The organism is Lacrimispora algidixylanolytica, from assembly GCF_003609635.1.
Taxonomy (GTDB): Bacteria; Bacillota; Clostridia; order Lachnospirales; family Lachnospiraceae; genus Lacrimispora; species Lacrimispora algidixylanolytica.
The window spans coordinates 80,311-102,915 of the sequence record NZ_MCIA01000007.1 but is presented as its reverse complement, the minus strand read 5'-3'; the positions used below and the strand labels follow the sequence as shown (position 1 = coordinate 102,915).

General features: G+C 39.8%; 25 protein-coding genes. 10 read left to right on the top strand and 15 right to left on the bottom strand.

The genetic code is table 11. The annotated features are described in order from the left end of the window. Positions 1-211: 211 nt before the first annotated feature. The 5 genes from BET01_RS06080 to BET01_RS21840 form a co-directional block, all read right to left on the bottom strand. Entirely contained in the window at positions 212-1,033 is an 822-nt protein-coding gene (locus BET01_RS06080) for a MerR family transcriptional regulator (protein WP_120195897.1), read from the bottom strand. A gap of 86 nt (positions 1,034-1,119) precedes the next feature. Then, the gene (locus BET01_RS06075; RefSeq protein WP_120195895.1) at positions 1,120-1,704 is read right to left on the bottom strand and encodes a helix-turn-helix domain-containing protein; all 585 of its coding nucleotides are present in this window, start codon (positions 1,702-1,704) and stop codon (positions 1,120-1,122) included. A gap of 22 nt (positions 1,705-1,726) precedes the next feature. Next, positions 1,727-2,011 carry a DUF2087 domain-containing protein gene (locus BET01_RS06070; protein WP_120195893.1) on the bottom strand — a complete coding sequence of 95 codons (285 nt, stop codon included), beginning with the start codon at positions 2,009-2,011 and terminating at the stop codon, positions 1,727-1,729. Continuing rightward, a complete protein-coding gene (locus BET01_RS06065) occupies positions 1,995-2,351 on the bottom strand; it encodes a GIY-YIG nuclease family protein (RefSeq protein WP_120195891.1) in 357 nt (118 codons plus the stop codon). Before BET01_RS06065 ends, BET01_RS06070 begins: the two co-directional genes overlap by 17 nt. 181 nt (positions 2,352-2,532) lie before the next feature. Continuing rightward, positions 2,533-3,993 (bottom strand): LysM peptidoglycan-binding domain-containing protein, encoded by a 1,461-nt coding sequence (locus BET01_RS21840; RefSeq protein WP_207667572.1) that lies wholly within the window; start codon positions 3,991-3,993, stop codon positions 2,533-2,535. 510 nt (positions 3,994-4,503) lie between these two features. Here BET01_RS21840 and BET01_RS06050 point away from each other — a divergent pair. The 3 genes from BET01_RS06050 to BET01_RS06040 all read left to right on the top strand — a co-directional run bounded on the left by BET01_RS06050 (position 4,504) and on the right by BET01_RS06040 (position 6,233). Then, complete coding sequence (locus tag BET01_RS06050; RefSeq protein ID WP_120195889.1) at positions 4,504-4,791, top strand: PAS domain-containing protein; 288 nt, start codon at positions 4,504-4,506, stop codon at positions 4,789-4,791. Positions 4,792-4,967: 176 nt separating this feature from the next. Continuing rightward, the gene (locus tag BET01_RS06045; RefSeq protein ID WP_120195887.1) at positions 4,968-5,441 is read left to right on the top strand and encodes a glutathione peroxidase; all 474 of its coding nucleotides are present in this window, start codon (positions 4,968-4,970) and stop codon (positions 5,439-5,441) included. Between the two features lie 42 nt (positions 5,442-5,483). Continuing rightward, the gene (locus BET01_RS06040) at positions 5,484-6,233 is read left to right on the top strand and encodes an MBL fold metallo-hydrolase (RefSeq protein WP_120195885.1); all 750 of its coding nucleotides are present in this window, start codon (positions 5,484-5,486) and stop codon (positions 6,231-6,233) included. Between the two features lie 12 nt (positions 6,234-6,245). Here the strand turns inward: BET01_RS06040 and BET01_RS06035 are convergent, their stop codons facing one another. After that, the gene (locus tag BET01_RS06035; RefSeq protein ID WP_330512464.1) at positions 6,246-6,452 is read right to left on the bottom strand and encodes a hypothetical protein; all 207 of its coding nucleotides are present in this window, start codon (positions 6,450-6,452) and stop codon (positions 6,246-6,248) included. A gap of 298 nt (positions 6,453-6,750) precedes the next feature. Between BET01_RS06035 and BET01_RS06030 the strand changes: the two genes are divergently transcribed. Next, positions 6,751-8,109, top strand: coding sequence for an FAD-dependent oxidoreductase (locus BET01_RS06030; RefSeq protein ID WP_120195883.1), 1,359 nt, complete (start codon positions 6,751-6,753; stop codon positions 8,107-8,109). A gap of 446 nt (positions 8,110-8,555) precedes the next feature. Next, entirely contained in the window at positions 8,556-10,343 is a 1,788-nt protein-coding gene (locus BET01_RS06025; protein WP_120195881.1) for a methyl-accepting chemotaxis protein, read from the top strand. A gap of 46 nt (positions 10,344-10,389) precedes the next feature. On the opposite strand, the gene BET01_RS06020 is transcribed toward BET01_RS06025, so the two are convergent. Together BET01_RS06020 and BET01_RS06015 are read right to left on the bottom strand one after the other, a co-directional pair. Next, positions 10,390-10,833: a MarR family winged helix-turn-helix transcriptional regulator gene (locus BET01_RS06020; protein ID WP_120195879.1), complete on the bottom strand. Its 444-nt coding sequence runs from the start codon at positions 10,831-10,833 to the stop codon at positions 10,390-10,392. Positions 10,834-10,869: 36 nt separating this feature from the next. Next, positions 10,870-11,418 carry a glutathione peroxidase gene (locus tag BET01_RS06015; RefSeq protein ID WP_120195877.1) on the bottom strand — a complete coding sequence of 183 codons (549 nt, stop codon included), beginning with the start codon at positions 11,416-11,418 and terminating at the stop codon, positions 10,870-10,872. Between the two features lie 188 nt (positions 11,419-11,606). On the opposite strand from BET01_RS06015, the gene BET01_RS06010 reads away from it, so the two are divergent. The 4 genes from BET01_RS06010 to BET01_RS05995 all read left to right on the top strand — a co-directional run bounded on the left by BET01_RS06010 (position 11,607) and on the right by BET01_RS05995 (position 13,489). Next, positions 11,607-12,056, top strand: coding sequence for a MarR family winged helix-turn-helix transcriptional regulator (locus BET01_RS06010; RefSeq protein WP_120195875.1), 450 nt, complete (start codon positions 11,607-11,609; stop codon positions 12,054-12,056). Between the two features lie 11 nt (positions 12,057-12,067). Continuing rightward, the gene (locus BET01_RS06005) at positions 12,068-12,571 is read left to right on the top strand and encodes a nitroreductase family protein (protein ID WP_120195873.1); all 504 of its coding nucleotides are present in this window, start codon (positions 12,068-12,070) and stop codon (positions 12,569-12,571) included. Between the two features lie 15 nt (positions 12,572-12,586). Then, positions 12,587-12,877: a putative quinol monooxygenase gene (locus tag BET01_RS06000; protein WP_120195871.1), complete on the top strand. Its 291-nt coding sequence runs from the start codon at positions 12,587-12,589 to the stop codon at positions 12,875-12,877. A gap of 81 nt (positions 12,878-12,958) precedes the next feature. Beyond that, positions 12,959-13,489, top strand: a complete 531-nt coding sequence (locus BET01_RS05995; RefSeq protein WP_120195869.1) for a flavodoxin family protein — start codon at positions 12,959-12,961, stop codon at positions 13,487-13,489. An 83-nt stretch (positions 13,490-13,572) separates the two neighbouring features. Here the strand turns inward: BET01_RS05995 and BET01_RS05990 are convergent, their stop codons facing one another. Next, on the bottom strand, positions 13,573-14,220 hold the full coding sequence (locus BET01_RS05990; protein ID WP_120195868.1) for a cytidylate kinase-like family protein: 648 nt from the start codon (positions 14,218-14,220) through the stop codon (positions 13,573-13,575). 81 nt (positions 14,221-14,301) lie between these two features. Beyond that, positions 14,302-15,600, bottom strand: coding sequence for a galactokinase (locus BET01_RS05985; protein WP_120195867.1), 1,299 nt, complete (start codon positions 15,598-15,600; stop codon positions 14,302-14,304). Positions 15,601-15,771: 171 nt separating this feature from the next. Here BET01_RS05985 and BET01_RS05980 point away from each other — a divergent pair, with 171 nt between their 5' ends. Beyond that, complete coding sequence (locus BET01_RS05980; RefSeq protein ID WP_120195866.1) at positions 15,772-16,731, top strand: TIGR01212 family radical SAM protein; 960 nt, start codon at positions 15,772-15,774, stop codon at positions 16,729-16,731. Here BET01_RS05980 and BET01_RS05975 read toward each other — a convergent pair whose 3' ends face one another. From BET01_RS05975 to BET01_RS05955, 5 genes are all read right to left on the bottom strand, one after another. Beyond that, positions 16,732-17,958 carry a CapA family protein gene (locus tag BET01_RS05975; protein WP_120195864.1) on the bottom strand — a complete coding sequence of 409 codons (1,227 nt, stop codon included), beginning with the start codon at positions 17,956-17,958 and terminating at the stop codon, positions 16,732-16,734. It lies immediately after the preceding gene. A gap of 321 nt (positions 17,959-18,279) precedes the next feature. Beyond that, positions 18,280-18,585 carry a hypothetical protein gene (locus tag BET01_RS05970; RefSeq protein ID WP_120195862.1) on the bottom strand — a complete coding sequence of 102 codons (306 nt, stop codon included), beginning with the start codon at positions 18,583-18,585 and terminating at the stop codon, positions 18,280-18,282. A gap of 361 nt (positions 18,586-18,946) precedes the next feature. After that, a complete protein-coding gene (locus BET01_RS05965; protein ID WP_120195860.1) occupies positions 18,947-19,789 on the bottom strand; it encodes a DegV family protein in 843 nt (280 codons plus the stop codon). 159 nt (positions 19,790-19,948) lie between these two features. Further along, entirely contained in the window at positions 19,949-21,949 is a 2,001-nt protein-coding gene (gene htpG, locus BET01_RS05960; RefSeq protein ID WP_120195858.1) for a molecular chaperone HtpG, read from the bottom strand. 150 nt (positions 21,950-22,099) lie between these two features. Continuing rightward, positions 22,100-22,597, bottom strand: coding sequence for a DUF5721 family protein (locus tag BET01_RS05955; RefSeq protein WP_120195856.1), 498 nt, complete (start codon positions 22,595-22,597; stop codon positions 22,100-22,102). Positions 22,598-22,605 lie beyond the last annotated feature (8 nt).

Sequence of the window (22,605 nt, the reverse complement as noted above, 5' to 3'; positions counted from 1 at the left end):
TTTTCTTATAGGGTGATAAGGATATTCGTTCCAACAAACGTTCTAGCATAAAATTTATTAAAATGATCTGTGTTGATGTTTTCATAGTCAATTAGTGCAGCGTAAGTGCCTAATTGTAAAAAACGGCGATTTTGAATTGAATTCAAAATCGCCGTTTTCCCATGACTCTTGCGGTATCATTAAGGCTGCTGCCAACCGCTCCTGTTTTTCATTATGACCTTAATCGAACTGGATAGCACACCTCTGTGACCATTTCTTCCGGATTGTTCGTCTGTGCAGGACTAACATGGTAGATGCAGAACAGAGAACCATTAAACTCATACCCGTTGTCATTGACCCAATTTGCCACTGCCTGGTTGACATCCGTGATTTGTTCATAGCTGCCTTTATAGATAGCAGATGCAATTTCTACTTCCGGAACCGTTTTAAATTTCACGTGCTCCGTATCCTGATACGTACCTTTTACGGAAACCTGTATCTCCACATCTACTTCGTTGTCGCTGTGTCCCTCGCCATGGAATATGGCAAGGCTGAAACAATTCTCATCAGATTGTAAGTTGTGACCCGCTGTTTCTGTCATAAGAAGATTCCATAAAATCCCCTCCTGATTGTAAGCTGGAATTATGTTTCTTACACTTGCTACATATCTCTGCGGTATGTTTTTTAATGTTACGTTATAATTCATGGAAGTTACATCCTTTCTCAGCCTTTCTATGGCTGTTTCAAGGAGCCTCACACGGCGGTTGGTCTCTTGCAGTTCCAAGTTTACCTCCGACTGCTTGATTTCTAAAAATCTGGCCAGTTCCTTTGGGTTATTATAATTTCCGATTATATTCCCAATTACAGCAAGGCCGAACCCCATTTCCTTTAAAGAGGTAATCCGGGATGCCATAGGAAGCTGATCTTCCCCGTAATAGCGGTACCCTGTCATCTGATCAATGCTTTTGGGTTCCAGCAGGCCGATTTCATCGTAATGACGCAACATCCGTATACTGATCCTTGCTAATTTTGAAAAGTCACCTATTTTTAGCATTTTTTCACCTCACATATATATGTGTTCTTGAGCTCAGTATCAGTATAGAGTATCTCACAGTGTGAGAGTCAACAAAAATATTTATATTATAACAATTGACTGAGCAGCCCCTGTTGGGTACTGTACCATATCAATAACTTATGTCCTCTTTTGGGGATCCGAACATTTAAATACCATTCCGGATACTGCTTAATGACCTGAATCTGATCTCCTGATGCAAAGGCCAGAAAAGAGATATAGCATTCTTTGTTCATGGGATGAGTACTGGTAATGTACCAGTCCCCTTCTATTTCCTCAACAGTCAGTTTTTCACGTTCCTCCGCCTTTTTTATTTCCAGAGAGGTGAGTTTTTTGCCGCAGCAGGAAACCTCCGCTCCTCCCGTACTAAAGGTTAGACTATTGCAAGTTGGACATACGTAATATTTCGTGTTTTTCATGTTTCCTCCATCGGATTCATTGGGGGCTAAATCTCCTGCTAGTAGGTTCTCCATATCTACTCCCAGAACTCCTGTAAGGTTTGGAATCAGTGATATATCCGGCAGTCCCTGGCCCCTCTCCCATTTGGAGACCGTTTTGTCACTGATATTTAACTTATCTGCAAGCTGTTTCTGCGTCATTTTCTGTTCCTGCCGAAGTGTGCGGATTACAGCTCCGATTTTACGGTTCTCCATTGTAGTTTCCTCCGTCTGCTGTTTATATTTGTTCTTCTGACCTCTTTGGCCTCCAATAGCGGGATCCATCAGGTATTCTACACAATAAACCATGTTGAATCAGTTCTCGCCTTAACAGGAAGAAGTCGCCAAACGTGTGCCACTTTTCACAAATCTCATTTACTTCTTTTTCCGTGTAATCCCGATCCGCCATAAATTTATCAGCCAGATATTCTAATACCGCCGTTCTAGCTCCTATTTTCTTCGGGAACTGTTCGATCTTACCTGACTGATCCAGCATCCGGCTGATATCAACCTTCTCTTCCATTTATCTCTTCCCCCTTCTGCTTTTCCTGCCACATTTCAAATAATACTTTTACATCCTGTGAGAACTCTTCCTCCGACTGAGTATCTTTCTTTCTAATATCTTCTACAATTTCAAATGTAAAAGCTTCCCCTCCGTACCGATTCCAAAGTTCCCTCATGGCATTTTCCGGACAGGAATCCATGGACTTAGAAAAAACAAAGCGATTCTCTGCTCCTTTTAAATCAATGGTTCCCCGTACCCAAACCATTCCGCCTTCCCGACATTTTATAAGGTATACCCCACCGGTAAGCGTTCGGTTCTTATACTGTTCTTTCAAAGATCTTTTTGAAAGCTTGTCCATTTAGTTTCACCATCCTTTCAATCTGCCATACAGATTAGAACTCCTATCTTTGGATGCTATCTGCTTTCAGGCATTTTATAGAATCATTGTAACTGAAAGTTCATTATTATTCAATCCACGCTTCGTAGAGTTAAGAAGCAGTCCGGTTACTTATCATACCGGACTGCTTCTTTGATTTGTCTTATCTAAAATACTGAGGAAATTGTTTTACGATTCCGTCCGTCATGATATCTGCCATTTCCATTGACTGGCTCTCGATATCTGTAAATGTAGTGACAGCATCATCAAAATTACCTGCTAGCATTTCATTTATTACATTCTTAATCATATCCAAATAATCACGGAGCATATTTTGCCAACTTTCCTGTGACCAGTTGGAATTAATTCCACTTAAGAAAGAAGCCATCTGATCTGCATTGGCGTACCACCGTCTTTCAGCATCAGCGGCAGCATTTACATTGGAATTCATAAGTGCGGTGACAAGCTCATTTACCATGGTTAGATGATTCGTTAAAAGTTCTGCAAATGCCGCGGCATCATCATTACCATACAGGCTCTGGAGTGCTGTTTCAAATTCTATTGGACTCTGCATGAGACGAGCACTCGCGATTTGGGAATCCGGCAGATCAAATATCATGCTCTGAATAGCCATTTTTAGCCAGTAAGCGTTTTGAATCCACAGAAGACGAAGATAATTATTCAGATTCTGCTCTGCCTTGCTGACCCACATAACCATGGGCGTCTGTGGTTGAGGCATTGGCTGGGGCGCTGGCTGAGGTGTGGGCTGAGGCATCGGCTGAGGGGTCGGCTGAGGCATTGGCCGGGGTGTGGGCTGAGGCATAGGCTGTGGCGTCGGCTGAGGCATCGGCCTTGGCGTTGGCTGTGGAGCCGGCTGAGGCATTGGCTGTGGCATTGGCTGTGGCGTCGGCTGAGGCATTGGCTGAGGCATTGGCCGTGGCGTCGGCTGAGGCATTGGCTGAGGGGTCGGCTGTGGCATCGGCTGAGGCATTGGCTGTGGAAATGTATTTACCCGACCAGCAGGTACGCAAACCACCTGACCAACAAATAGGGTGTTGGGATTAATTCCAGGGTTTGCAGTCATAAGTGCTTCTACAGTAGTGTTAAAACGCTGAGAAAGGAGCCAAAGCGTATCGCCCGCCTGAATCACATAGGAATGATGTCCCTCTGGACAACCAGGAAGCTGATTGCCTTCCATCATTTCATCATAGTACCCTTCCTGTACACGAGGCCATGAAGGGAAATTTCGAAATCTGTATCCGGCAGGAATCCAGATAACCTGGCCATCCATCAAATTGTTGGGGTTAATTCCTGGATTAATTGCCATAATTGTTTCTACCGTCGTACAGTAAGTCTGGGAAAGCTTCCAGAGACTGTCTCCTGACTGAATGGTATAAGCCCGCAATCCTACCGGACAGTTGCTAGGTGGCTGCGGCTGTGGTTGCGGTGGTTGCGGAGTAGGCGGTTGAGGTCTACTTCCACGTGGAATACAGATGGTTTGACCGACCCTTAGATTACCTGGCATCAAACCACGATTTGCATACATAATGGCATCAACAGTTGTATTATAGCGTCTTGAAATCAGCCATAGCGTATCACCCGCTTGAATGGTATATGAAGCCATTCCTTCTGGACAAGGAGTCATAATATGATTGCCTTTCAATTAAACAATTTGTCTTATGTTATGTTTGAAAAACCAAAATAGTACCACTCTACCACATAAAAATTATTTTTTTTACTCTTATCTTCTTATTTCATTTAAGAAATCCATAAATACAACTCTTTTATACCGAAAATCAACAAAGACAAGCATATTATCACTCTCTATAAAACTTTATAATATATTATATCATATTGGTACATGCAGAAAAGAAGATCATTAGATGAAGTATGTCCGCTAATTAATAGAAAAGAATCCATGGAGCATTTACGAATGCCTTTGATATTATTTTACTAGCACTACAAGCGATTAACTAAGAAAAGGAGGGGTCTATCGTGACTGCAGAGATTGCAAGACAGATTTTTAAGCAAATCCCCGTGGGCTGCGACTATTTTAAAATAGTGACAGTAAACATAAGCCAACGTAAGGAGTACATTCTGGCAGATGCCAATGACACTTTTTTTTACTACCTAGGTGTTAAAAGTTACTTTAAATTCAATTGGGGATGGTGTGGTTACTACGAACAACGAAGGACAGATTACCTATCTAAATCAAGCGGCCCAGATAATTTCCGGTTGGAATCAGGAGGAGGCTTATCTGAAACCGTTTGGCGAGGCCTTTGATTTAAGAAATTCAATGAGCGGTAAAATGGTTCCTAATCCTATTAAAAAAGTACTAAAAACAGGAAGAACCATCGAACTTGCCGATGATACCGTTCTTCTTAACAAACAAGGGGACTTAATCAAATTTATCTATAAGTAAGTGTAGGGCCAGCCGGCATAAACCTCCGGAGTGTCCTGCACTTTTTTATATCTTCAATCTTTGATACTATCTTTTGAATAGCAAAAAAATAAATTTCAAAAAACTATTGACTTCTTAAATTAAATTGAGTACAATACAATTGTATTAAATATTAAAGAATTGGAGAGGTGTTAACAATGAATCTTTATGATATAACAGTTACGGACATGAAACAAAACCCTGTTTCCCTTTCAGATTATAAAGGAAAAGTCCTGCTTATCGTCAATACGGCAACTGGCTGCGGTTTTACCCCTCAATACGAAGGACTTGAAGCGCTATACGGAAAATATAAGGACCAGGGCTTCGAAATTCTTGATTTTCCATGCAACCAGTTTGGTAATCAGGCGCCTGGGAGCGAAGAAGAAATTCATGAATTTTGCCAACTGACTTACAACGTTTCATTTCCTCAATTTGCAAAAATCGAGGTAAACGGTGCCAATGAATCACCATTGTATACGTATTTGAAATCTTGCCAGTCAGGTGTCCTTGGTTCAAAGATTAAGTGGAATTTTACGAAATTTCTGGTAGATGAAAACGGAACCGTATTAAAACGCTACGCTCCTACTGATAAACCAGAAAAAATCGAAAAAGATATCGCTGCTCTTTTATAAAGAGTTACAGATAAAAAGAAGTCAAAGAAAGGAAGTATTCACATGAAAATCAAAGCGGTCAAATTATATGAGGGTGGTTTTATGACACAGCCATTTGCAATGGGAGGAGGCGTAAGTGAGCCAATTTTCGATTCTTCCGTAACATATCCTTCCAGCCTACAAAATTATGTCATCGACACAGGGAGTGAGGTCATTCTTGTTGATACTGGAATCCCAAAAGAAGCACCTGACGCTCTACCAAAAGAAGGCCAGAAGATTTATCAGGGAAAGCGGATCCATGATTATCTAGCAGCCTTAAAAGAACTTGGATATGGCCCGGAGCAGGTTACAAAAATTCTTTTAACCCACAAACATCCAGACCACTCCGGAGAGTTAAGAAGTTTCCCCAATGCAAAGATATATTTATCCGGGGCAGAAGCCGATGCCCTTAAGCTAGAGGGAGACAATATTATAAGGGTTGCTTACCAAGATGGTCCTTATCATAACTTTGAAGCCAGTGAGAAAATTAGCGATGGCGTCTATTTCCTTCCAGCTCCAGGTCATACAAAGGGCAACAGCATCGTAATTGTGGAATCAGATGGACTCTTCTACCTGATTCACGGTGATATTACCTATACTGACGCTGCATTAATAGAGAATCGGTTATCGATTGTCTTTGAAGACCTGGAAGCTGCCAAAGAGACTCTTTTAAAAGCTCGTGCTTTTATTAAGGAGAATAAAACCGTGTATCTATCGACTCATACTCCAGAAAGCTTGGCAAGTTTGGAAGAAAAAAGGATTATGAAATTATAATTTAGGCTGTCCCTATTCTTTTAGCTGGAATTTATTCACTTCCTGTTTTAAGATCTGGGCCTGAGCCGCAAGCTCCTCACTGGATGCAGAGCTTTCCTCGGCTGTCGCAGCATTGGTCTGAACTACGGAAGAGACCTGTGACAGCCCCTGATTGATTTGTTCGATGGCGGCCGCCTGTTCTTTGGAGGAAGCTTCAATTTCATGTTTTGCAAAAACCATTATCATTTCCAACAAAATGGTTATAAAATAGTTGGCAACAATTGTTTTTGCAAAGTCGCTGTTTATCCAAAACTGCGATCATAAAACGCCCGTTCCATTGTTGCAATGGAACGGGCGTTTTGCGACTTTTTACTCTATCATTCACAGGTAATCTCATCTCATACGCCATAAAAAGATAGTTACCATACGCTTTGGATTAAAGCAATACGCGTAATACCCTTTTTATAGGAAGACATACAAGCCGCACCAAATCTCCTTTCTTCTAATAACATGATAGTAAGAAAGGAGGCGCTTATGTATGAACATTTGCAATTTCAATGGTCTGACCGGCCGGGTGGTGACACCAGACGACCCTTTCTACCATGAGTTAAGACAAGTTTACAACAGAGCTGTCAATAAATTCCCTCTGGCTATCGTTTTTTGTCAGAATGAGACGGATGTCAGCAATGCCGTGTTATGGTCAAGATCTCACCATGTTTCCCTGCGAATTAGAAGTGGAGGACATAACTATGAAGGCTACTCCACTGGAAATGATATTCTCGATATTGATCTGAGCGAATTAAGCCAGATTGTCATAGATGAAGCTTCTGGTTTGTTTACGGCCCAAGGCGGGGCCACCAACAAACAGGTATATGCAACAATTTCTTCTCTGGGATATCCCTTTCCAGGAGGTACCTGCCCCACCGTAGGTGTTAGCGGTTATGTTCTTGGAGGAGGCTGGGGACTCTCCTGCCGCTACCTTGGACTGGGCTGCGATAATTTGATCCGTCTACGGCTTGTCAACTACGAAGGTAATATACTAACCGCAAGCGATGACGAAAATCAGGATTTGTTCTGGGCGCTTCGAGGAGGAGGCGGAGGGAATTTTGGCGTTGTCACCTCCATGACTTTCCGACTACCTCCTAAAATTGATAAAGTCACGTTAATTGATATCCGATATTCAAATGCTGACCAGGAAAAGCAGTCATTGTTTATACAGACCTGGCAGGATTGGTTAGCAAATGCAGACGCAAGAGTTACTATGGTTTCAAGGATCTTCAACTCACTGGAAGAAGGTCTTGGGATCATAGCAAGAGGGATTTTTTACGGTCCGCCAGAAACTGCCTTAGGTATTATTAAACCTCTCTTGGGACTTGGGGGCGTTAGATATAGCTTGAAATATCTTACCTTTTTAGAAGCAGTTACAATCATCGGAGAATTTTATCCCCCCTTTGAATCCTTTCAGTCCACAAGCCGCTTTGTTCTCCATGACTTTAATGAATGTGAAAGCAACCGCCTGTCAGAACTGATTGCGAGCCGGCCTAGCGGCTCTATTTACGCGGCTCTTTCCTTTTATGCTTTGGGTGGCAAGGTCTCTGAAACTGCTCCTGAAGCCACAGCCTTCTACTACCGGGACGCTCACTATATCACTTGGCTCAACACTGTATTTGAAAGCTGTAAGTGTGAAAACTCTAACTGGATTAAGGATCGGTTTTGTTATTTAAAATCCATTACAGAGGGCTCTTATGTGAATTTCCCATATGGCTCGCTTCCCTGCTATCTAAATGAGTATTACGGTAATAACGTCTACCGGTTAAAAGAAGTGAAACAAAATTATGATCCCTATGATGTTTTCTCGTTCCCTAAGGGGATCTTAAAGATATCACCCTTTAATTAGGCAAGAAATCAATCCTTTCAACCTTTTTAAATTTCACATTGCCTCGTGTAAATAAGACCTTTACACGAGGTCTTTATTTATTTGATCACGAAAAAAGATGGGTTTTTAATTTAGGTTACAAATTTTTACAAAATATGACGGTTTTTGACTATTTTGATTGAGTTTTCTCATTTTATCATCTATAATCATAATTATAATTTTTGACTATTATGGAAACTTCCCCAAACTTAAAATTTGTTCCAATACATATGTATTTCGGCCCAGAAAAAGCATTTGGACAATATGGTATAAGCAGAGAAATAAGAAAAGAAATTCCGTCAAAAATCAAAGGGACTTGCAGACTTACATTTTAAGACCTTTTCCCTGTCTAATTGGATGAAAAATCAGCAAACTTTCATTTCGTCCCTACCGGGCCAGGTAGCTTGTAACTATCAGGAGGATTATTTATGAAAAATTTTAACGACTACAGTATTTCAAAAAAACTAAGCACCGGATTTATAGTCGTAGCCGCAATCATGCTGGTGGTGGGTCTACTAGGCCTTGGAAGCATGCTTCGTATCAATTCATCGGATACCTACATGTATCAAGAAAAAACTGCACCTCTCGACGATATGTTCAGTGCAGTCCAAAGCTTATATCAAATCCGATCCGACTCCAAGGATTTGATCATTAACTCCGGCAATACACAAATGGTTGGGGAGCTGGAGAAAAGTTATGTAAAGAACAAAGAAACATTCCTTACTAGCTCAGAGATTTATCGAAAATCTATTCCTTCTTCCTCTCAGGAATCAATTAAGTTATATGAGGAAGCTATGAAGCTTTTCAAAGATTCTTACGATCCTGCTATACTTAAATCCATTGAGGCGGCAAAATCAGGGAATAAAACAACCGTAACATCATCTTTAACTGATCAGACTGATGAAATCCAGACAATCTATAACAATTTCGATCAGTTAATTGATAACCGCATGATAGAGGCAAAGGAAATCAGCGATATAAATGGAACCATTGCTATGGTTGCCACAATCGTTCTAATCATCTTTATCGTTGCTGGTATTATATCTGCCTTATTGCTTGGTAAAAAAATCGCAATCATGATCAGCCTTCCTATCGGAAAGGTTGTAGACGCCGCAAAGTTGATTTCACAAGGTCACCTTGATGTGGATCTAGCTGATATTACTTCAAAGGACGAAACTGGACAATTAGCTTCTGCATTTACAGAAATGATAAGCGGTATCAGAGAACAAGCTTTTGCTGCTATCAACATAAGCAACGGAGACTTTACACAAAACGTTCCTCTCCGTTCAGAAAAAGATACCATGGGACTTGCTCTGTTAAAGATTGAAAATGACTTAAACCAGTCTCTTCTTTCCATTCAGACGGCAGCCATTCAGGTTAACACAGGAGCAGAGCAAGTATCGTCTGCCGCCCAGGCCCTTGCCTCTGGTACAACAGAACAAGCCGCTACCATTGAAGAACTAAATGCAGCCATATCAAGTGTAACTCAGCAGGCTGAATCCAACGCCGGTAACGTACAAAAAGCCACCATTTATGTAGGAGAGGCTGATGCAGGCGTTATAGAGAGTAATTCTCATATGCAGAAGTTAAATCTTTCCATGAAGGAAATATCTGCTTCTTCCGATAAGATTTCAAGCATTACAAAGGTAATTGAAGACATTGCTTTCCAGACCAACATCCTGGCATTGAATGCGGCAGTAGAATCTGCCCGTGCAGGAAGTGCAGGAAAAGGATTTGCCGTAGTTGCTGATGAGGTCCGCAACCTTGCTGCCAAATCTGCCGCTGCAGCAAAACAGACAGCAGAATTAATCGGTCATTCTGCCGCATCTGTTTCAGAAGGTGAAAAGCTTGCCCTAGAAGCCGCTAACATTCTTTTGGAAGTTGGGAAAAAGGCTAAACTTGCTGAGCAGTCTATTAATGAAATTGACAGCGCCTCCTCCGCTCAGGTACTAGCTATTGAAGAGATCAATCAAGGACTTGCCCAGGTTTCGGCAGTGGTTCAAAGTAACGCTGCAACAGCAGAAGAAAGTTCAGCTTCCAGTGAAGAGCTTGCAGCACAGGCTCAAATGCTAAAGCAAGAAGTAGAACGTTTTAAGCTAAAAGAAGGAACAGAGAGCCATTATCCGGTTAAAGAAGAGTATACTGCAATTAACAACTCTTATGATTATAATTATGAGCCTGCTTTCACTCCAGCAAATCTCGATAGTAAATACTAAATAAAATAGACTCAGGAAGCCCATATAAGGTCTTCCTGAGTCTATTTTATTTCTCTGGATTCCGGCTGGAATTGCCTAGAATCTTATAAAGCAGATGATATAGCTGTTTTGACTCTTCCTGATCAAGAGGAACACACTTAGAAATTTTTTCCGGTATCAATACCGCCTGTTCCTTTAATTCCTCTCCCTGATCGGTCAGTTTGACTATAACACTGCGTTCATCCGCCTTATCCCGGCTTCGGCTTAAAAGCCCTGAACTTTCCATCTTTTTTAACAGGGGAGTTAAGGTACCGCTGTCCAGATAAAGAATCTCGCCAAGCTGTTTTACTGTAAGCTGCTTTCTCTCCCATAATACCATCATAGCGATATACTGGGTGTAGGTTAGGCCAATCTCGTCAAGAAAGGGCTTATACAGCCGGACAATCTCACGAGAGCAGGCATATAGAGGAAAGCAAAGCTGGTTGCCTATCTTCAATTTATCATAGTTCATTACTAATCTCCGTTCTCCCACTGTCTAAAACTTAATTTATTTAAGCAATTCACTGATGCTTTCTTCCACAAGCTTCATATCTGCAGTAGGTTCAAATCTTCTTACTACGTTTCCGTTCTTATCAACCAGGAATTTTGTGAAATTCCATTTAATATCTGGTTCATTCTTATAATTTGGATTACTTTCATCAAACTTCTTTTCCAGAATAGGTGTTAAATTATGACCAGCATCAAAACCATTAAAATCTTTTTCCTTCACCAGATACTGATAAAGAGGAATGGCATTCTCTCCATTCACATCAATCTTTGAAAACTGAGGGAAGGTAACTCCAAAACGTCCGGTGCAGAAAGTATGAATTTCATCATTCTCCCCAGGTGCCTGATTGCCAAACTGGTTGCAAGGAAAATCAAGAATTTCAAGACCTTTATCCGCATATTTTGAATAAATCTCCTGAAGATCCGTATACTGAGGAGTAAACCCACATTCAGTAGCCGTATTTGTAATCAATAAAACTTTGCCTTCATAATCAGATAAACTCTTCTCTTCACCATTCATTGTTTTTACTTTAAAATCATAAACAGACATGTCATATACCTCCTTAATGTATTATATCAAATTATATTTGTTAAAATCATCTTTATTATAAATTAAATTGATTATCTTGTCAACGGTATTGCTAAATTAAATTTTACCAAATTAAATATTTACAAAAAGGATTGACTATGGTTTGATCTGGTGCTATATTTGTATGTACAAACAAGAGAGGTGATGAATTGAACAAAGATTTAAATACCGAAGAACATGTTTGCGATATGAATAGCTGTTTGTTTTTTTCCACCGCCAAATTATCAAGGGCTCTGGGGAAAATCGCAGACGAAGCCTTCTTAAAGACTGGTCTTTCACCAAGTCATGCACTCCTTCTTTATCTGGTAAACCAAAAAGAAGGCATGATGCAAAAGGAAATAGGGGATGCGCTTCATCTGACTCCATCTACCATTACCCGATTAGTTGAGAAGTTGGAGCGGAAAAATCTCGTTACCAAAAGGACGGAAGGCAAGCAGGCATATTTAAGCACGACTCCAGAAGGGCTTGTTTTACAAAAGGAAATTATTAATTCTTGGGAACAACTCCATCAAGAATACGAAGGAATCCTTACGAAAGAAGAAACCGCTCAATTTATTGCCATTAGCGGGAAGCTTTTAAAACATTTAGAAAAAGACTAGGAGGTTTCACTATGAAGGAAATATTTAACCGCAGAAGTATTCGTAAATTTACAGATCAAGCGGTAGAGCAAGAGAAAATCGATAAAATTTTAAGGGCTGCTATGCAGGCTCCCTCAGCAATCAACGAACAGCCATGGGAATTCATCGTAGTTCAGGATAAGGAACAGCTTTCAAAGCTCTCCCTCACCTCTCCTTATGCAAAACCTGCCGCAGATTCATCTGTTACCATTGTTGTACTTGGAAATGCGAATGAATTAAAAGTTGCCGCAGGACTTGATGAGGATCTTGGTGCAGCCACTCAAAATATACTTTTAGAATCTGTTTATCTGGGACTTGGAGCTGTATGGCTGGGAGTTGCTACCTCTGATGAAGTAAAAGAAAATGTACGAAAATTCTTTGATCTTCCAGATCACATCAAACCATATGCCATGATAGCCATCGGCTATCCAGACGGACAGGAAAACAAATTTGTAGATCGTTACAAAGCCGAGAGAGTTCATAATAATATTTGGTAAACGAAGGAGAAAATCATGATACAGATTATTGCAAACAATTATATTAAAGCTGACAAAGTTGACGAATTTTTAAAATTGGCCGTAGGCCTGGTGGAAGAAACAAGAGCGAAAGATGCTGGGTGTATTCGCTATGAACTGGTACAGGATATGAAGAATCCTCAGATTCTTACGATGCTTGAGGAATGGGAGGACCAGGAATCATTAAAAAGCCATATGAGCTCCCCTCATTTTATAAAGATTACCACTGCTACTGCTGACTTTGCAGAAAAAACAGCTGAAGTCCACGTATGCAAAAAGATTATATAAAATGTTTCATTACAAACTTCTGACCAATTGGTCGGTTTACGGGTCATAAATCGAATACCAAATAAATGGAGGTAAGTTAGTTTGAATATATTAATAATCACAGGCAGTCCTAGAAGAAATGGCAATACAGAGATCATGGCAGATACTTTTGCTGAGTCTGCAAAAACAGCCGGTCATGACGTAACGATTAAAAACCTAAGCACGTTAAAGGTAGACCCATGTCTAGCCTGTCAATACTGCTTTACTCATGATGGAACCTGCATCCAACAAGATGATATGAACTCTATATTAAGTGATTTGGCTGAGACTGATATGCTAGTTTTAGCCTCTCCCATCTATTGGTTTGATGTTTCCGCTCAGACTAAAGCTTTTGTGGATCGTATGTATGCTTTTGCAAAAAAAGGCTTCCGGATTAAATCCATCGCCATGCTTTTAAACTCCGGTGCTCCCAATGTTTACGATGCTGCAGAAGCACAGCTAAATGCCATCTGCTCCTATCTAAAATGGGAAAACAAAGGAGTCATTAAAATCTCCGGTATGTTAGAGAAAGGGAGCATGAACTCGTCCGACAAACTAGAATCAGTAAAGGATTTTGCAGCCAGCCTCTCTTAAAACGAAATACATAAAATATTCTAATAAGCCTTACACAAAAAAGGGTGCTCCCGATATGGAACACCCTTTTTTTGTTGTTATGTTTAGAGCTCAAGCCCTCTTAATTTAATATAATCCTTAATAAGCTCTGCGGTCTGCTCCAGATCAATCTTGCTGGTATTGATAATCAGGTCATAATTATCCCAGTCATCCCAACTCTCACCGGTATAGTAGCGATAATATTCTTTCCTCTCCCGGTTGATCTTCTTAACGCGCTTGGTTGCTTCTTTTTCATCAATCTTATCTACATCCATAGTTCTGCTCACAAGAGTAGGAGTATCTGCATATACAAAGATCTTAACCAGTCCTGGAACATTAACGTCTTCACGGCTTAAGATGTAATCTGCACATCTGCCTGCAATGATGCAGGATTCTTCCCCTGCAAGTTCTCGAATCACCTGGGATTGGAAGCGGAATAGATTTTCCGGTTTCACAATATCGGAATCCATAGATGGCTTGCCTAACTGAGGTTTTAATCCACTTACGATTTTATAAAGCAGATTGTTCCCTGCCTTTTCATCTGCCAGGCGGAAAAATACTTCTCCCACAGCACTCTGCTCGGAAGTAAGGGTTAAAATCTCTTCATCATAAAAGTTAATCCCGAATTCTTCCGCTAAAGCCTTTCCTACCATACGACCGCCGCTTCCGTATTGTCTTCCTATTGTAATGATCAGATTATTTTTCTCTTTCATATTGCCTGCCTCCTTTAGTTGCACGTTCTGTATTCTATCTCTTACTTCTATTGTACTCTATTATGGCAGGTTTTTCAATTATTATTGCCCTATCATATCTTGAAAACAGATAGCACCGTGTGGTCTGATGCTCATGCGGTATGCATTTCCTTCTCCCATGGCTTTCTCGATATAGGTGATATACTCTGTCGCCAATTCATTGGGAATCATAGTCATGATAACACCTGCAAATCCACCGCCATGAATCCTACATGCACCTGCTTTTTTCTCGGCAAGAAAAAGTTCCGTAAGAGCAAGAGCTATGGTAATCCCCTGTTCCTGATAGCTGGTATTAGTAAAACAGTTCTGAAGCCATTTCCAAGAGGAATTACCGGAGGAAGTAATATTAGATAAAAAGTCTTCAAACCGACCTTCCTTTAAGGCGGCTACTTCTGCATCCACCCGCTTATTTTCTTCAAAGAAATGAAGGGCACGTAGAACGGAACGGTCTCCAGCAAATTCCCTGACTTCATTCAGGTTTTCAATCAGATCCTTTTCTGTGATTTCAGCACACACTTCTTTTCCAAAAAACTCAGCCACCTTTTTCATCTCAGAGGGAACATGGGAATAATCCTCGCTTAAATCTGCATGTCCCTTCCCTGTATTGACGATAATAAGGCTGTGATTTCTGGAGGCAAAATCAAATTCTATCTTCTCCACCACTGGAGCTGTTGGATCCTTAAAATCAATGGTAATAAGGCCGCCTACGGCACATGCCATCTGATCTAGAAGCCCTGAGGACTTGCCCCAGTAAACATTCTCAGAGTATTTACCAATATGAGCATAATCCACTGCATTTAAACGTCCCTGGTTAAAAAATGTATCAACCATACTGCATAAGAGCATCTCATAGGAAGCGGAGGAACTAACTCCTGCCGCACTGATTACATTGGTGGTGATATAGGCATCAAATCCTCCTATTTCATGACCAGCTTCCAAAAATCCTTTGAATAGTCCCTTGGTCAGATCAATGGTTCCTGCCTTCTTCTCACTTGGTCTTAAGTCATCAAGGTCAATCGTAAAATTCTGATCATAAGTCTCACTGATAATATGAACCGTTCTGGTATTGTTCTTAGCAGCAACGCCTACGCAGTCTAAATTAATGCTTCCTGCTAAGACCTTTCCATGGTTATGATCTGTATGGTTTCCGCTGATTTCCGTACGTCCAGGTGCTGTAAATAAAAGCATGTCCTCATCCTTTGGAAACTTCTTTTCAAAACTTAATAAAAGATCCTCATATCGTTTTGTATTCGTCTCAATTCCTTCTTCTCCATATAAAGCAGCCATAAGCTTTCTGGAATCCTCTGATTTTAAAAGCTTGACGGTATCAGTAATTTTCATGTTATTACTCTCCTTTTCCCCAATGAAATACATAAGAATCATTATTATGAGTATAACATAATCTACAAAACTTCTACAATACATTATTCTACGAAAAGATATAATAAAATTTGACAGTCTGACCTAGTAGACACTATAATAATGCAATGACTAAAAATTGGAGAGACTTCTATGCTTTGGAATGAAAAACCTTACCATTCACTTGATTTTGAAATGAAAAAACAATACGGACAAAAAATATATAAACTGGCTCTTGATGGCGGGATGACATGTCCGAACCGGGACGGCACCTTAGGAAATAATGGCTGCATCTTTTGCAGCGGCGGAGGCTCTGGAGAATTTGCGGAATCCATTCATGCCCATTCCTCTATCACGGATCAGATCGAGGCTGCGAAAGAAAAAGTCAGCCGTAAATTGAAACCAGGGGAAGGGCGTTTTATTGCATACTTCCAATCTTATACCAACACCTATGCCCCTGTCTCCTATTTAAGGAGGCTTTTTATGGAGGCTATCTCCCATCCTGATGTGGCTATTCTTTCCATTGCTACTAGGCCTGATTGCCTGTCTCCTGACATTCTTATGTTATTAAAGGAGTTAAACCAGCAAAAGCCAGTTTGGGTAGAACTAGGATTGCAAACCATACACGAATCCACCGCCAAGTACATCAGGAGAGGTTATTCTCTGGATGTCTTTTCAGATGGCTACTACCAGTTAAAGGTAATCGGAATAACGGTCATCACCCACGTAATTCTAGGGCTCCCTGGAGAGAATAAAGAGATGATTTTTGATACCATCCGCCATCTTGCACGCCTTGACAGCCATAAAAGCAATGGAGGCGATGGTATCAAGCTACAACTTCTTCATATTTTAAAAGGTACCGATCTGGCCTTAGAATATGAAAAAGGCCTAATACCGGTATATACCCTAGAGGAATATATTGATCTGGTAATTGACTGTCTAGCCCTACTTCCTAAGGACATGGTGATCCACCGGATCAGCGGAGACGGTCCAAAGGAACTTCTTCTGGCTCCTCTTTGGAGTGGAAATAAGCGTATGGTACTCAATTCGCTGGCGAAACGCTTCAAAGAACGAGGTACCTGCCAGGGAGACAGATACCTCGAATCGAATTAATTATTCTATTTTATTCGTTTCATGGATGATTCCATTGTCATCCACGGTAACGTCAAAGGAGATCCCCTGCAGATACTGATAAAAGTCCTTTTTTTCTCCATCTCCGGTTAAGGTTTTTGTTAATCCTGCTTTTGAAGTGCCGGGAACCAGTGATAGTGTGGTGCTTTCCTTATCAAAATCCACATCCACCTTTAAAAGTGTGGTCTTTGGAATCGAACTTCCAAAAATGTAATTACCAAGGCTATAGCAAATTGGTTTGCCTTTGTAATATTCAAAGCCTTGAAGAACATGAGGGTGACTTCCTATGACAATATCTGCACCGGCGTCAATGATTTGTTTGCCTAGTGCTCTTTGATATCCCTGTGGCTTCTCATCTCGTTCGATTCCCCAATGCACATAAACGACTAGGTAATCGCAAAGAGGTTTGGCTTTTTTTATTTCCTCCAAAAGTATGGTAGGGTCGTATCCACTAACCATTCCAGGCTTCTTGCTATTGGCCACCCAGTTTGGATCTGGATAAACTCTGGAAGCTGCTAAATAGCCAATGGTTTTACCTTTGACTTCCATGGTCTGCAATTGTTTCGCTCTCTCCATGTTTGGACCAGCTCCTACATACTGAATGCCCGCTCCATCCAATGCCATGCATGTGTCAAGCAGAGCATCCGTTCCGTAGTCTAAGGTATGGTTATTTGCAATAGTTACAATGTCCACCCCAATCTCATTCATCATAGAGACCTTAGAGGGTGGAAGGCGAAAGGTAAATTGTTTATCCGGTGCTGCTGTTCCACGATCGCTAAATGGAAACTCTTGATTTGCCATAAAGATATCCGACTGGCTAATTTCTGCCAGATATCCAGCATCTAACACTCCATTAATACCTTTTGCATTATTATATGCTGTAGTTACATGACTAGAAAGTAATATATCTCCAGCAAATAGTAGATTTACCATAGGATTTTCAGATTTATCCGGATTTTCCTTCTGGGTTTCAGATTTTGTCTGATCCTCGGACTGCTTAAGCGTCAGCACCTCAGGTTCCTCCTGACTTCCAGATTCCTCTTCTGATGCCAGAGACGTCTCCATCTTTCCCTTATCGGATTCATAAGCTGAAGATGAATTCAACTTCGTTCCGTTCCGTTCACTGACCCCGATCCATCCGATAAGCATTATAAACAGCAATGCAGGAAGGAAAACCAGAATCCTGATCCAGTTACCTTTTTTCTTCATCAATGCCTCCCAATTGTTAATAATTTCAACATGATTTTATGAATTTCATGATGTTTTCCACATTTTTTGAAAAAAACTCCACATTTCTTTTTGAATTAATTGTTTTCCACATAATACATTCTGGTTTTACATTACTAAACCTTTATGGTTATCTGGATTTTAATCCCATTTTTTTATCTTACCCAAAATATAAGGGTTTGTCAAATTAAAAAGATTCTTGGAGACAATAGGAAAGGACATGACAAAACTGCCATGTCCTTATAAAGCATATACTTTTTAATTCTTTAGTCGTCTAACTATCATAGAGTAGCACTTATGTAATTACTGATTTAACATACCTCTTTTTTCCATCTCTGCTCTGTAAAGCTGATAGATATCCTCCTGCATATTTAAAAAGGATTTATAAAAAATTCCGTACATAAAAATTGCCATCATCTTTCTTTTACGGCCCTTATCCACGGCGTTACACAACTTCTCCAACTGCTGATCACTTATCTTACCTTTTTCCAGTTTTCGTCTGATCCCATTTTGGGAAATCTTACTTAACAGTCTGGTATAGAAATTAAACAATAACATAATTCCTAGTACAAACACAATTAATATAGCAATCATAGTTACATCATTCATATAATTTCACCTCCCTATACCTATCCATGTAACAATATTTATATCATAAAATGGTATAAAGGTAAATATTTTCCTTTGTTTTAATTATGAGTAGAATTAACAAAATGTAGCAATAGAATAAGACAATTTTCGTTACTATCACATTCTATACTAAATTTTTATAGTCTTCTTCTTTATATTTGTTGATATCACACATGCTTTCTTTTAAAATAAGTTAGTATATAGAAGAGACCATACAGTCAGAAGGAACGTATAACGTCAAAAAGGGCCTGACCTCAGTGAAAAGTTAACATCTTCCCTTTCAGCCATGGCAGACCCTTGCTATTTGCTATTATTCTTAAATGCGTTTCAAATCCTTTGATTATAGTGTCATGATGATTCCACCGTCATTGGCATAAACTGTAGCGACACCTGCTGTCTCTGTTATGATGATATCTTTATATTTGGATCTCTTTAGCATCTCCTGCTTAACAAACTCTGCTCGCTCTGGATTGTTGCAGTGAGCAATGGCCAACACCTTATCTCTGGTATCTCCTGAATCTTTAATGGCGATATCCACCATTCGTACTAACGCTTTGTTAATACCTCTAGCCTGATCTAGTTTTACAATAATGCCGGATTGAGCGCTCATAACTGGCTTGATGTTAAGGGCAGTAGCAAAGAATGCCTGTAGCCCGGTAAGCCTACCATTCTTTCTTAATGTATCCAGGCTTTCCAACACAAAGTAGGTCTTCATGTCCTTAATAAAGTCCCTTGCTCTTTTCTCAATTTCCTCAAAAGGAAGTGCTGCCTGACAAAGAGACTGAACTAGCAAAGCAATATTAAGCTGGCCCGAAGAAGCGGAATCAGACCCTAAAACTGCAATCTTTTTCCCATCATCGCCATGCTCCTCTTCATATAACTTTTTCCCAAGGACAGCGCTGTTATAGCTGCCGCTTAAATGTTCCGATAGAGTAATGACAAAAACATGATCTTCTTCACACTCATAAGCCTCTTTATAAAGCTCTGGAGAAGGACAAGCAGACTTTGGTGATTCACTGCTTTTTTTTACAATTTCCAAAAAACTCTTCTGATCAAAGGTATCATCATCAACGACCTGAATCTCTCCCACTTGTAACGTAAGTGGAATTATCTGAAAGTGGGGGTCCTTTTTTAAATCCGCTGTTAAATCTAAGCAACTATCCCCAATAATTTTATAGCTCATAGTTATTTTCTTCCTCCTAACACGAAATTTATCATGTAGTATTCATTACCATATATTATAGAGAAACCTGTTATAGATGTCAATAGCATTATACAGAAAAGGACGGTTACCCTTTGATTTCCAAGGTTACCGTCCTTTTCTATATTTTATTATTTATACTTATGCTTCTGCCATAATTATCATCAGTTCATTGCTTCTTGCAATAAATTTAGTCATGCGCTCAGGTGTTAAGGAACCATGGCTTAAGCCTGCCAAATCGTAGAGCTGCTCACAAATCGTATTGGTATGAGCTCCCTCCTTATGTCCTAACACATACTGAACCAGCTTATTGTTATAATTAAGCACTAAAGTTTCAGTGGTGCCAAACATAGAGTTATCCATTCCTGGCATAGAATACATCTTCATCATCTCTGCCATACGACGTGATTCTTCTGAAATCGTAATCATAGAGGACATATTTTCATTCTTAAGCTTTTCAACCTTAACATCAAGGTTCTCTTTGCCTAAGACCTTGCGGAACAGCTCAGTAAGAGCATCTACGTCCGCCTTCATAGCTTCCTTATCCTCTTCGGTCACTTCTTCCTTAAAGATATCAGATAGGTCAGAGTTAATGCATAAGAACTTCACATTTTCATTCTTCTGCTCTAAGTAGCCTACAAAAGGATTGTCTATGTTCTGGTTCATATAAACTGCATCCAGACCAGCTTCTTTAAACATGTTAATATACTGGCCTTGTTCTTTCTCATCTGTGATATAGAACACGCTATTCTCATGCTTTTCTTTATTCTCTTCCAAACATTCAGCAATTGTCAGATACTTATCGCTGAGGTTCTTAAAGAGAAGGGAATCGTTGATCTTTTCAGCAAACTTCTCATCCTTTAAGCAGCCAAATTTGATGAATGGATTAATATCGTCCCAATATTTTTCATAGTTCTCTCTATCGGTCTTAAACATGCCTGTCAGCTTATCGGCAACCTTCTTTGTGATGTAATCAGAAATCTTCTTAACAAAACCATCATTTTGAAGTGCACTTCTTGATACATTAAGAGGAAGGTCTGGACAGTCAATGACTCCCTTTAATAGCATTAAGAATTCTGGAATTACTTCTTTAATGTTATCTGCGATGAATACCTGACTGTTGTAGAGCTTAATGGTTCCTTCCAGGCTGTCATAGCTAATGTTTAATTTAGGGAAGTAAAGAATTCCTTTTAAGTTAAATGGATAATCCATATTTAAGTGGATCCAGAATAATGGTTCCTTATAATCATGGAATACTTTACGGTAGAAATCTTTATATTCTTCTTCGGTACATTCGTTTGGATGCTTATTCCAAAGAGGATTGATATCATTGATTGGTACGGGACGTTTTGCAATTTTATATTTTTCAGATGCTGGAGAAACTTCAACAACTTCTTTCTCGCCGTTTTCTTTCTCTATTTCCTCAGTTTTAGCTTCTTCTAAGATAGTCTCAATTACCGTATCATTCTCGGTCAGCTCATCTTTTTCAATGGTCTCAAACTGATCTTCTGCGGCAGCGTTGGTTAAATAAATCTCCACTGGCATAAAGGAACAATATTTCTCCAGAACTTCTTTTGCACGGTACTCATTGCAAAATTCCAGACTTTCTTCATTCAGATAAAGTTTGATTGTAGTTCCCTGCTCTGCTTTATCTCCGGCTTCCATCTCAAATTCTGTACCGCCGTCTGACTCCCAGTGAACTGCTTGTGAACCGTCTTTATAAGATAATGTATCGATGGTAACCTTCTCAGCAACCATGAATGCAGAATAAAATCCAAGACCAAAATGTCCGATAATCTGTTCTTCATTTGCCTTGTCCTTATATTTCTCCATGAAATCCTGAGCACCGGAAATAGCGATCTGATTGATGTATTCATCAACTTCTTCCATTGTCATACCAATACCATTATCAATAAAAGTAATGGATTTTTCATTGGGATCTGTAATTACCTCAATCTTAAATTTCAGATCTTCAGGCTTCTGCCACTCTCCCATACCATCAAGCTTTTTCAGCTTTGTAATCGCATCGCAACCATTGGAAACAATCTCACGATAAAAAATGTCATGATCAGAGTACAACCATTTTTTAATAATAGGAAAAATATTTTCGCTGTTAATTGTTAAACTACCTTTTTTCGCCATGTTAGTACACTCCTTGCTCTCATTTTTCTATAATTAGTTCCATGTGCTCATGGAATTCTTTCTAAATATACCTGCAAAGAGTATTTTAATACGCAGTCCAAAAAATGTCAATAGAAAATCAGCACTCAATTAAAATGAGTGCTGATAATGTCATTCTTCCTCAAATGGAATCTGATTTTGCTTTAAAAAACCTTTAAATCCGTTATCCCATTCTTCATCAAGAGTCTTATCCATGGTGAACACAGAAACTGAGGTTCCTGTAATGCAAGTCAACTTTTCATCCTCATAACGTATATTCACATAAAGTCCTTTTACTTGTTCCTTGGGAAATCCTATGTTTTTTGTTGAGAGAAACCGCTCCGTCTCATCCTCTGGCATTAATAAAATAATGCGGAAGCTTGTAGGCAACCGCTTCCCCTTAACCATAGAAAAGCAAAAGGGCTTAAGAGCGGTCCAGGTTGAGTATGTTCCTATGCCCTGCTCCTCCATCTCTTCTTTGGAGTAATATCCATTTTTAATAGTTCCATCTATGGTAAATATATTATAGGTAGAAACAGAAACCTCCTTAACAAGAAAGTGATCGAACACTTCCCCTACGAACAGCTTGGAGGTAAAGGATTTGATATCCTCAATTTTCACTGAAATCATAACATAAT

Coding starts and splice junctions, on each gene's coding strand:
- BET01_RS06080 (WP_120195897.1), bottom strand. CDS start 1,033: ATGCTAAAAATAGGTGACTTTTCAAAATTAGCAAGGATCAGTATACGG.
- BET01_RS06075 (WP_120195895.1), bottom strand. CDS start 1,704: ATGGAGAACCGTAAAATCGGAGCTGTAATCCGCACACTTCGGCAGGAA.
- BET01_RS06070 (WP_120195893.1), bottom strand. CDS start 2,011: ATGGAAGAGAAGGTTGATATCAGCCGGATGCTGGATCAGTCAGGTAAG.
- BET01_RS06065 (WP_120195891.1), bottom strand. CDS start 2,351: ATGGACAAGCTTTCAAAAAGATCTTTGAAAGAACAGTATAAGAACCGA.
- BET01_RS21840 (WP_207667572.1), bottom strand. CDS start 3,993: ATGGCTTCATATACCATTCAAGCGGGTGATACGCTATGGCTGATTTCA.
- BET01_RS06045 (WP_120195887.1), top strand. CDS start 4,968: ATGAATCTTTATGATATAACAGTTACGGACATGAAACAAAACCCTGTT.
- BET01_RS06040 (WP_120195885.1), top strand. CDS start 5,484: ATGAAAATCAAAGCGGTCAAATTATATGAGGGTGGTTTTATGACACAG.
- BET01_RS06035 (WP_330512464.1), bottom strand. CDS start 6,452: ATGGTTTTTGCAAAACATGAAATTGAAGCTTCCTCCAAAGAACAGGCG.
- BET01_RS06030 (WP_120195883.1), top strand. CDS start 6,751: ATGAACATTTGCAATTTCAATGGTCTGACCGGCCGGGTGGTGACACCA.
- BET01_RS06025 (WP_120195881.1), top strand. CDS start 8,556: ATGAAAAATTTTAACGACTACAGTATTTCAAAAAAACTAAGCACCGGA.
- BET01_RS06020 (WP_120195879.1), bottom strand. CDS start 10,833: ATGAACTATGATAAATTGAAGATAGGCAACCAGCTTTGCTTTCCTCTA.
- BET01_RS06015 (WP_120195877.1), bottom strand. CDS start 11,418: ATGTCTGTTTATGATTTTAAAGTAAAAACAATGAATGGTGAAGAGAAG.
- BET01_RS06005 (WP_120195873.1), top strand. CDS start 12,068: ATGAAGGAAATATTTAACCGCAGAAGTATTCGTAAATTTACAGATCAA.
- BET01_RS06000 (WP_120195871.1), top strand. CDS start 12,587: ATGATACAGATTATTGCAAACAATTATATTAAAGCTGACAAAGTTGAC.
- BET01_RS05990 (WP_120195868.1), bottom strand. CDS start 14,220: ATGAAAGAGAAAAATAATCTGATCATTACAATAGGAAGACAATACGGA.
- BET01_RS05985 (WP_120195867.1), bottom strand. CDS start 15,600: ATGAAAATTACTGATACCGTCAAGCTTTTAAAATCAGAGGATTCCAGA.
- BET01_RS05980 (WP_120195866.1), top strand. CDS start 15,772: ATGCTTTGGAATGAAAAACCTTACCATTCACTTGATTTTGAAATGAAA.
- BET01_RS05975 (WP_120195864.1), bottom strand. CDS start 17,958: ATGAAGAAAAAAGGTAACTGGATCAGGATTCTGGTTTTCCTTCCTGCA.
- BET01_RS05970 (WP_120195862.1), bottom strand. CDS start 18,585: ATGAATGATGTAACTATGATTGCTATATTAATTGTGTTTGTACTAGGA.
- BET01_RS05965 (WP_120195860.1), bottom strand. CDS start 19,789: ATGAGCTATAAAATTATTGGGGATAGTTGCTTAGATTTAACAGCGGAT.
- htpG (WP_120195858.1), bottom strand. CDS start 21,949: ATGGCGAAAAAAGGTAGTTTAACAATTAACAGCGAAAATATTTTTCCT.
- BET01_RS05955 (WP_120195856.1), bottom strand. CDS start 22,597: ATGATTTCAGTGAAAATTGAGGATATCAAATCCTTTACCTCCAAGCTG.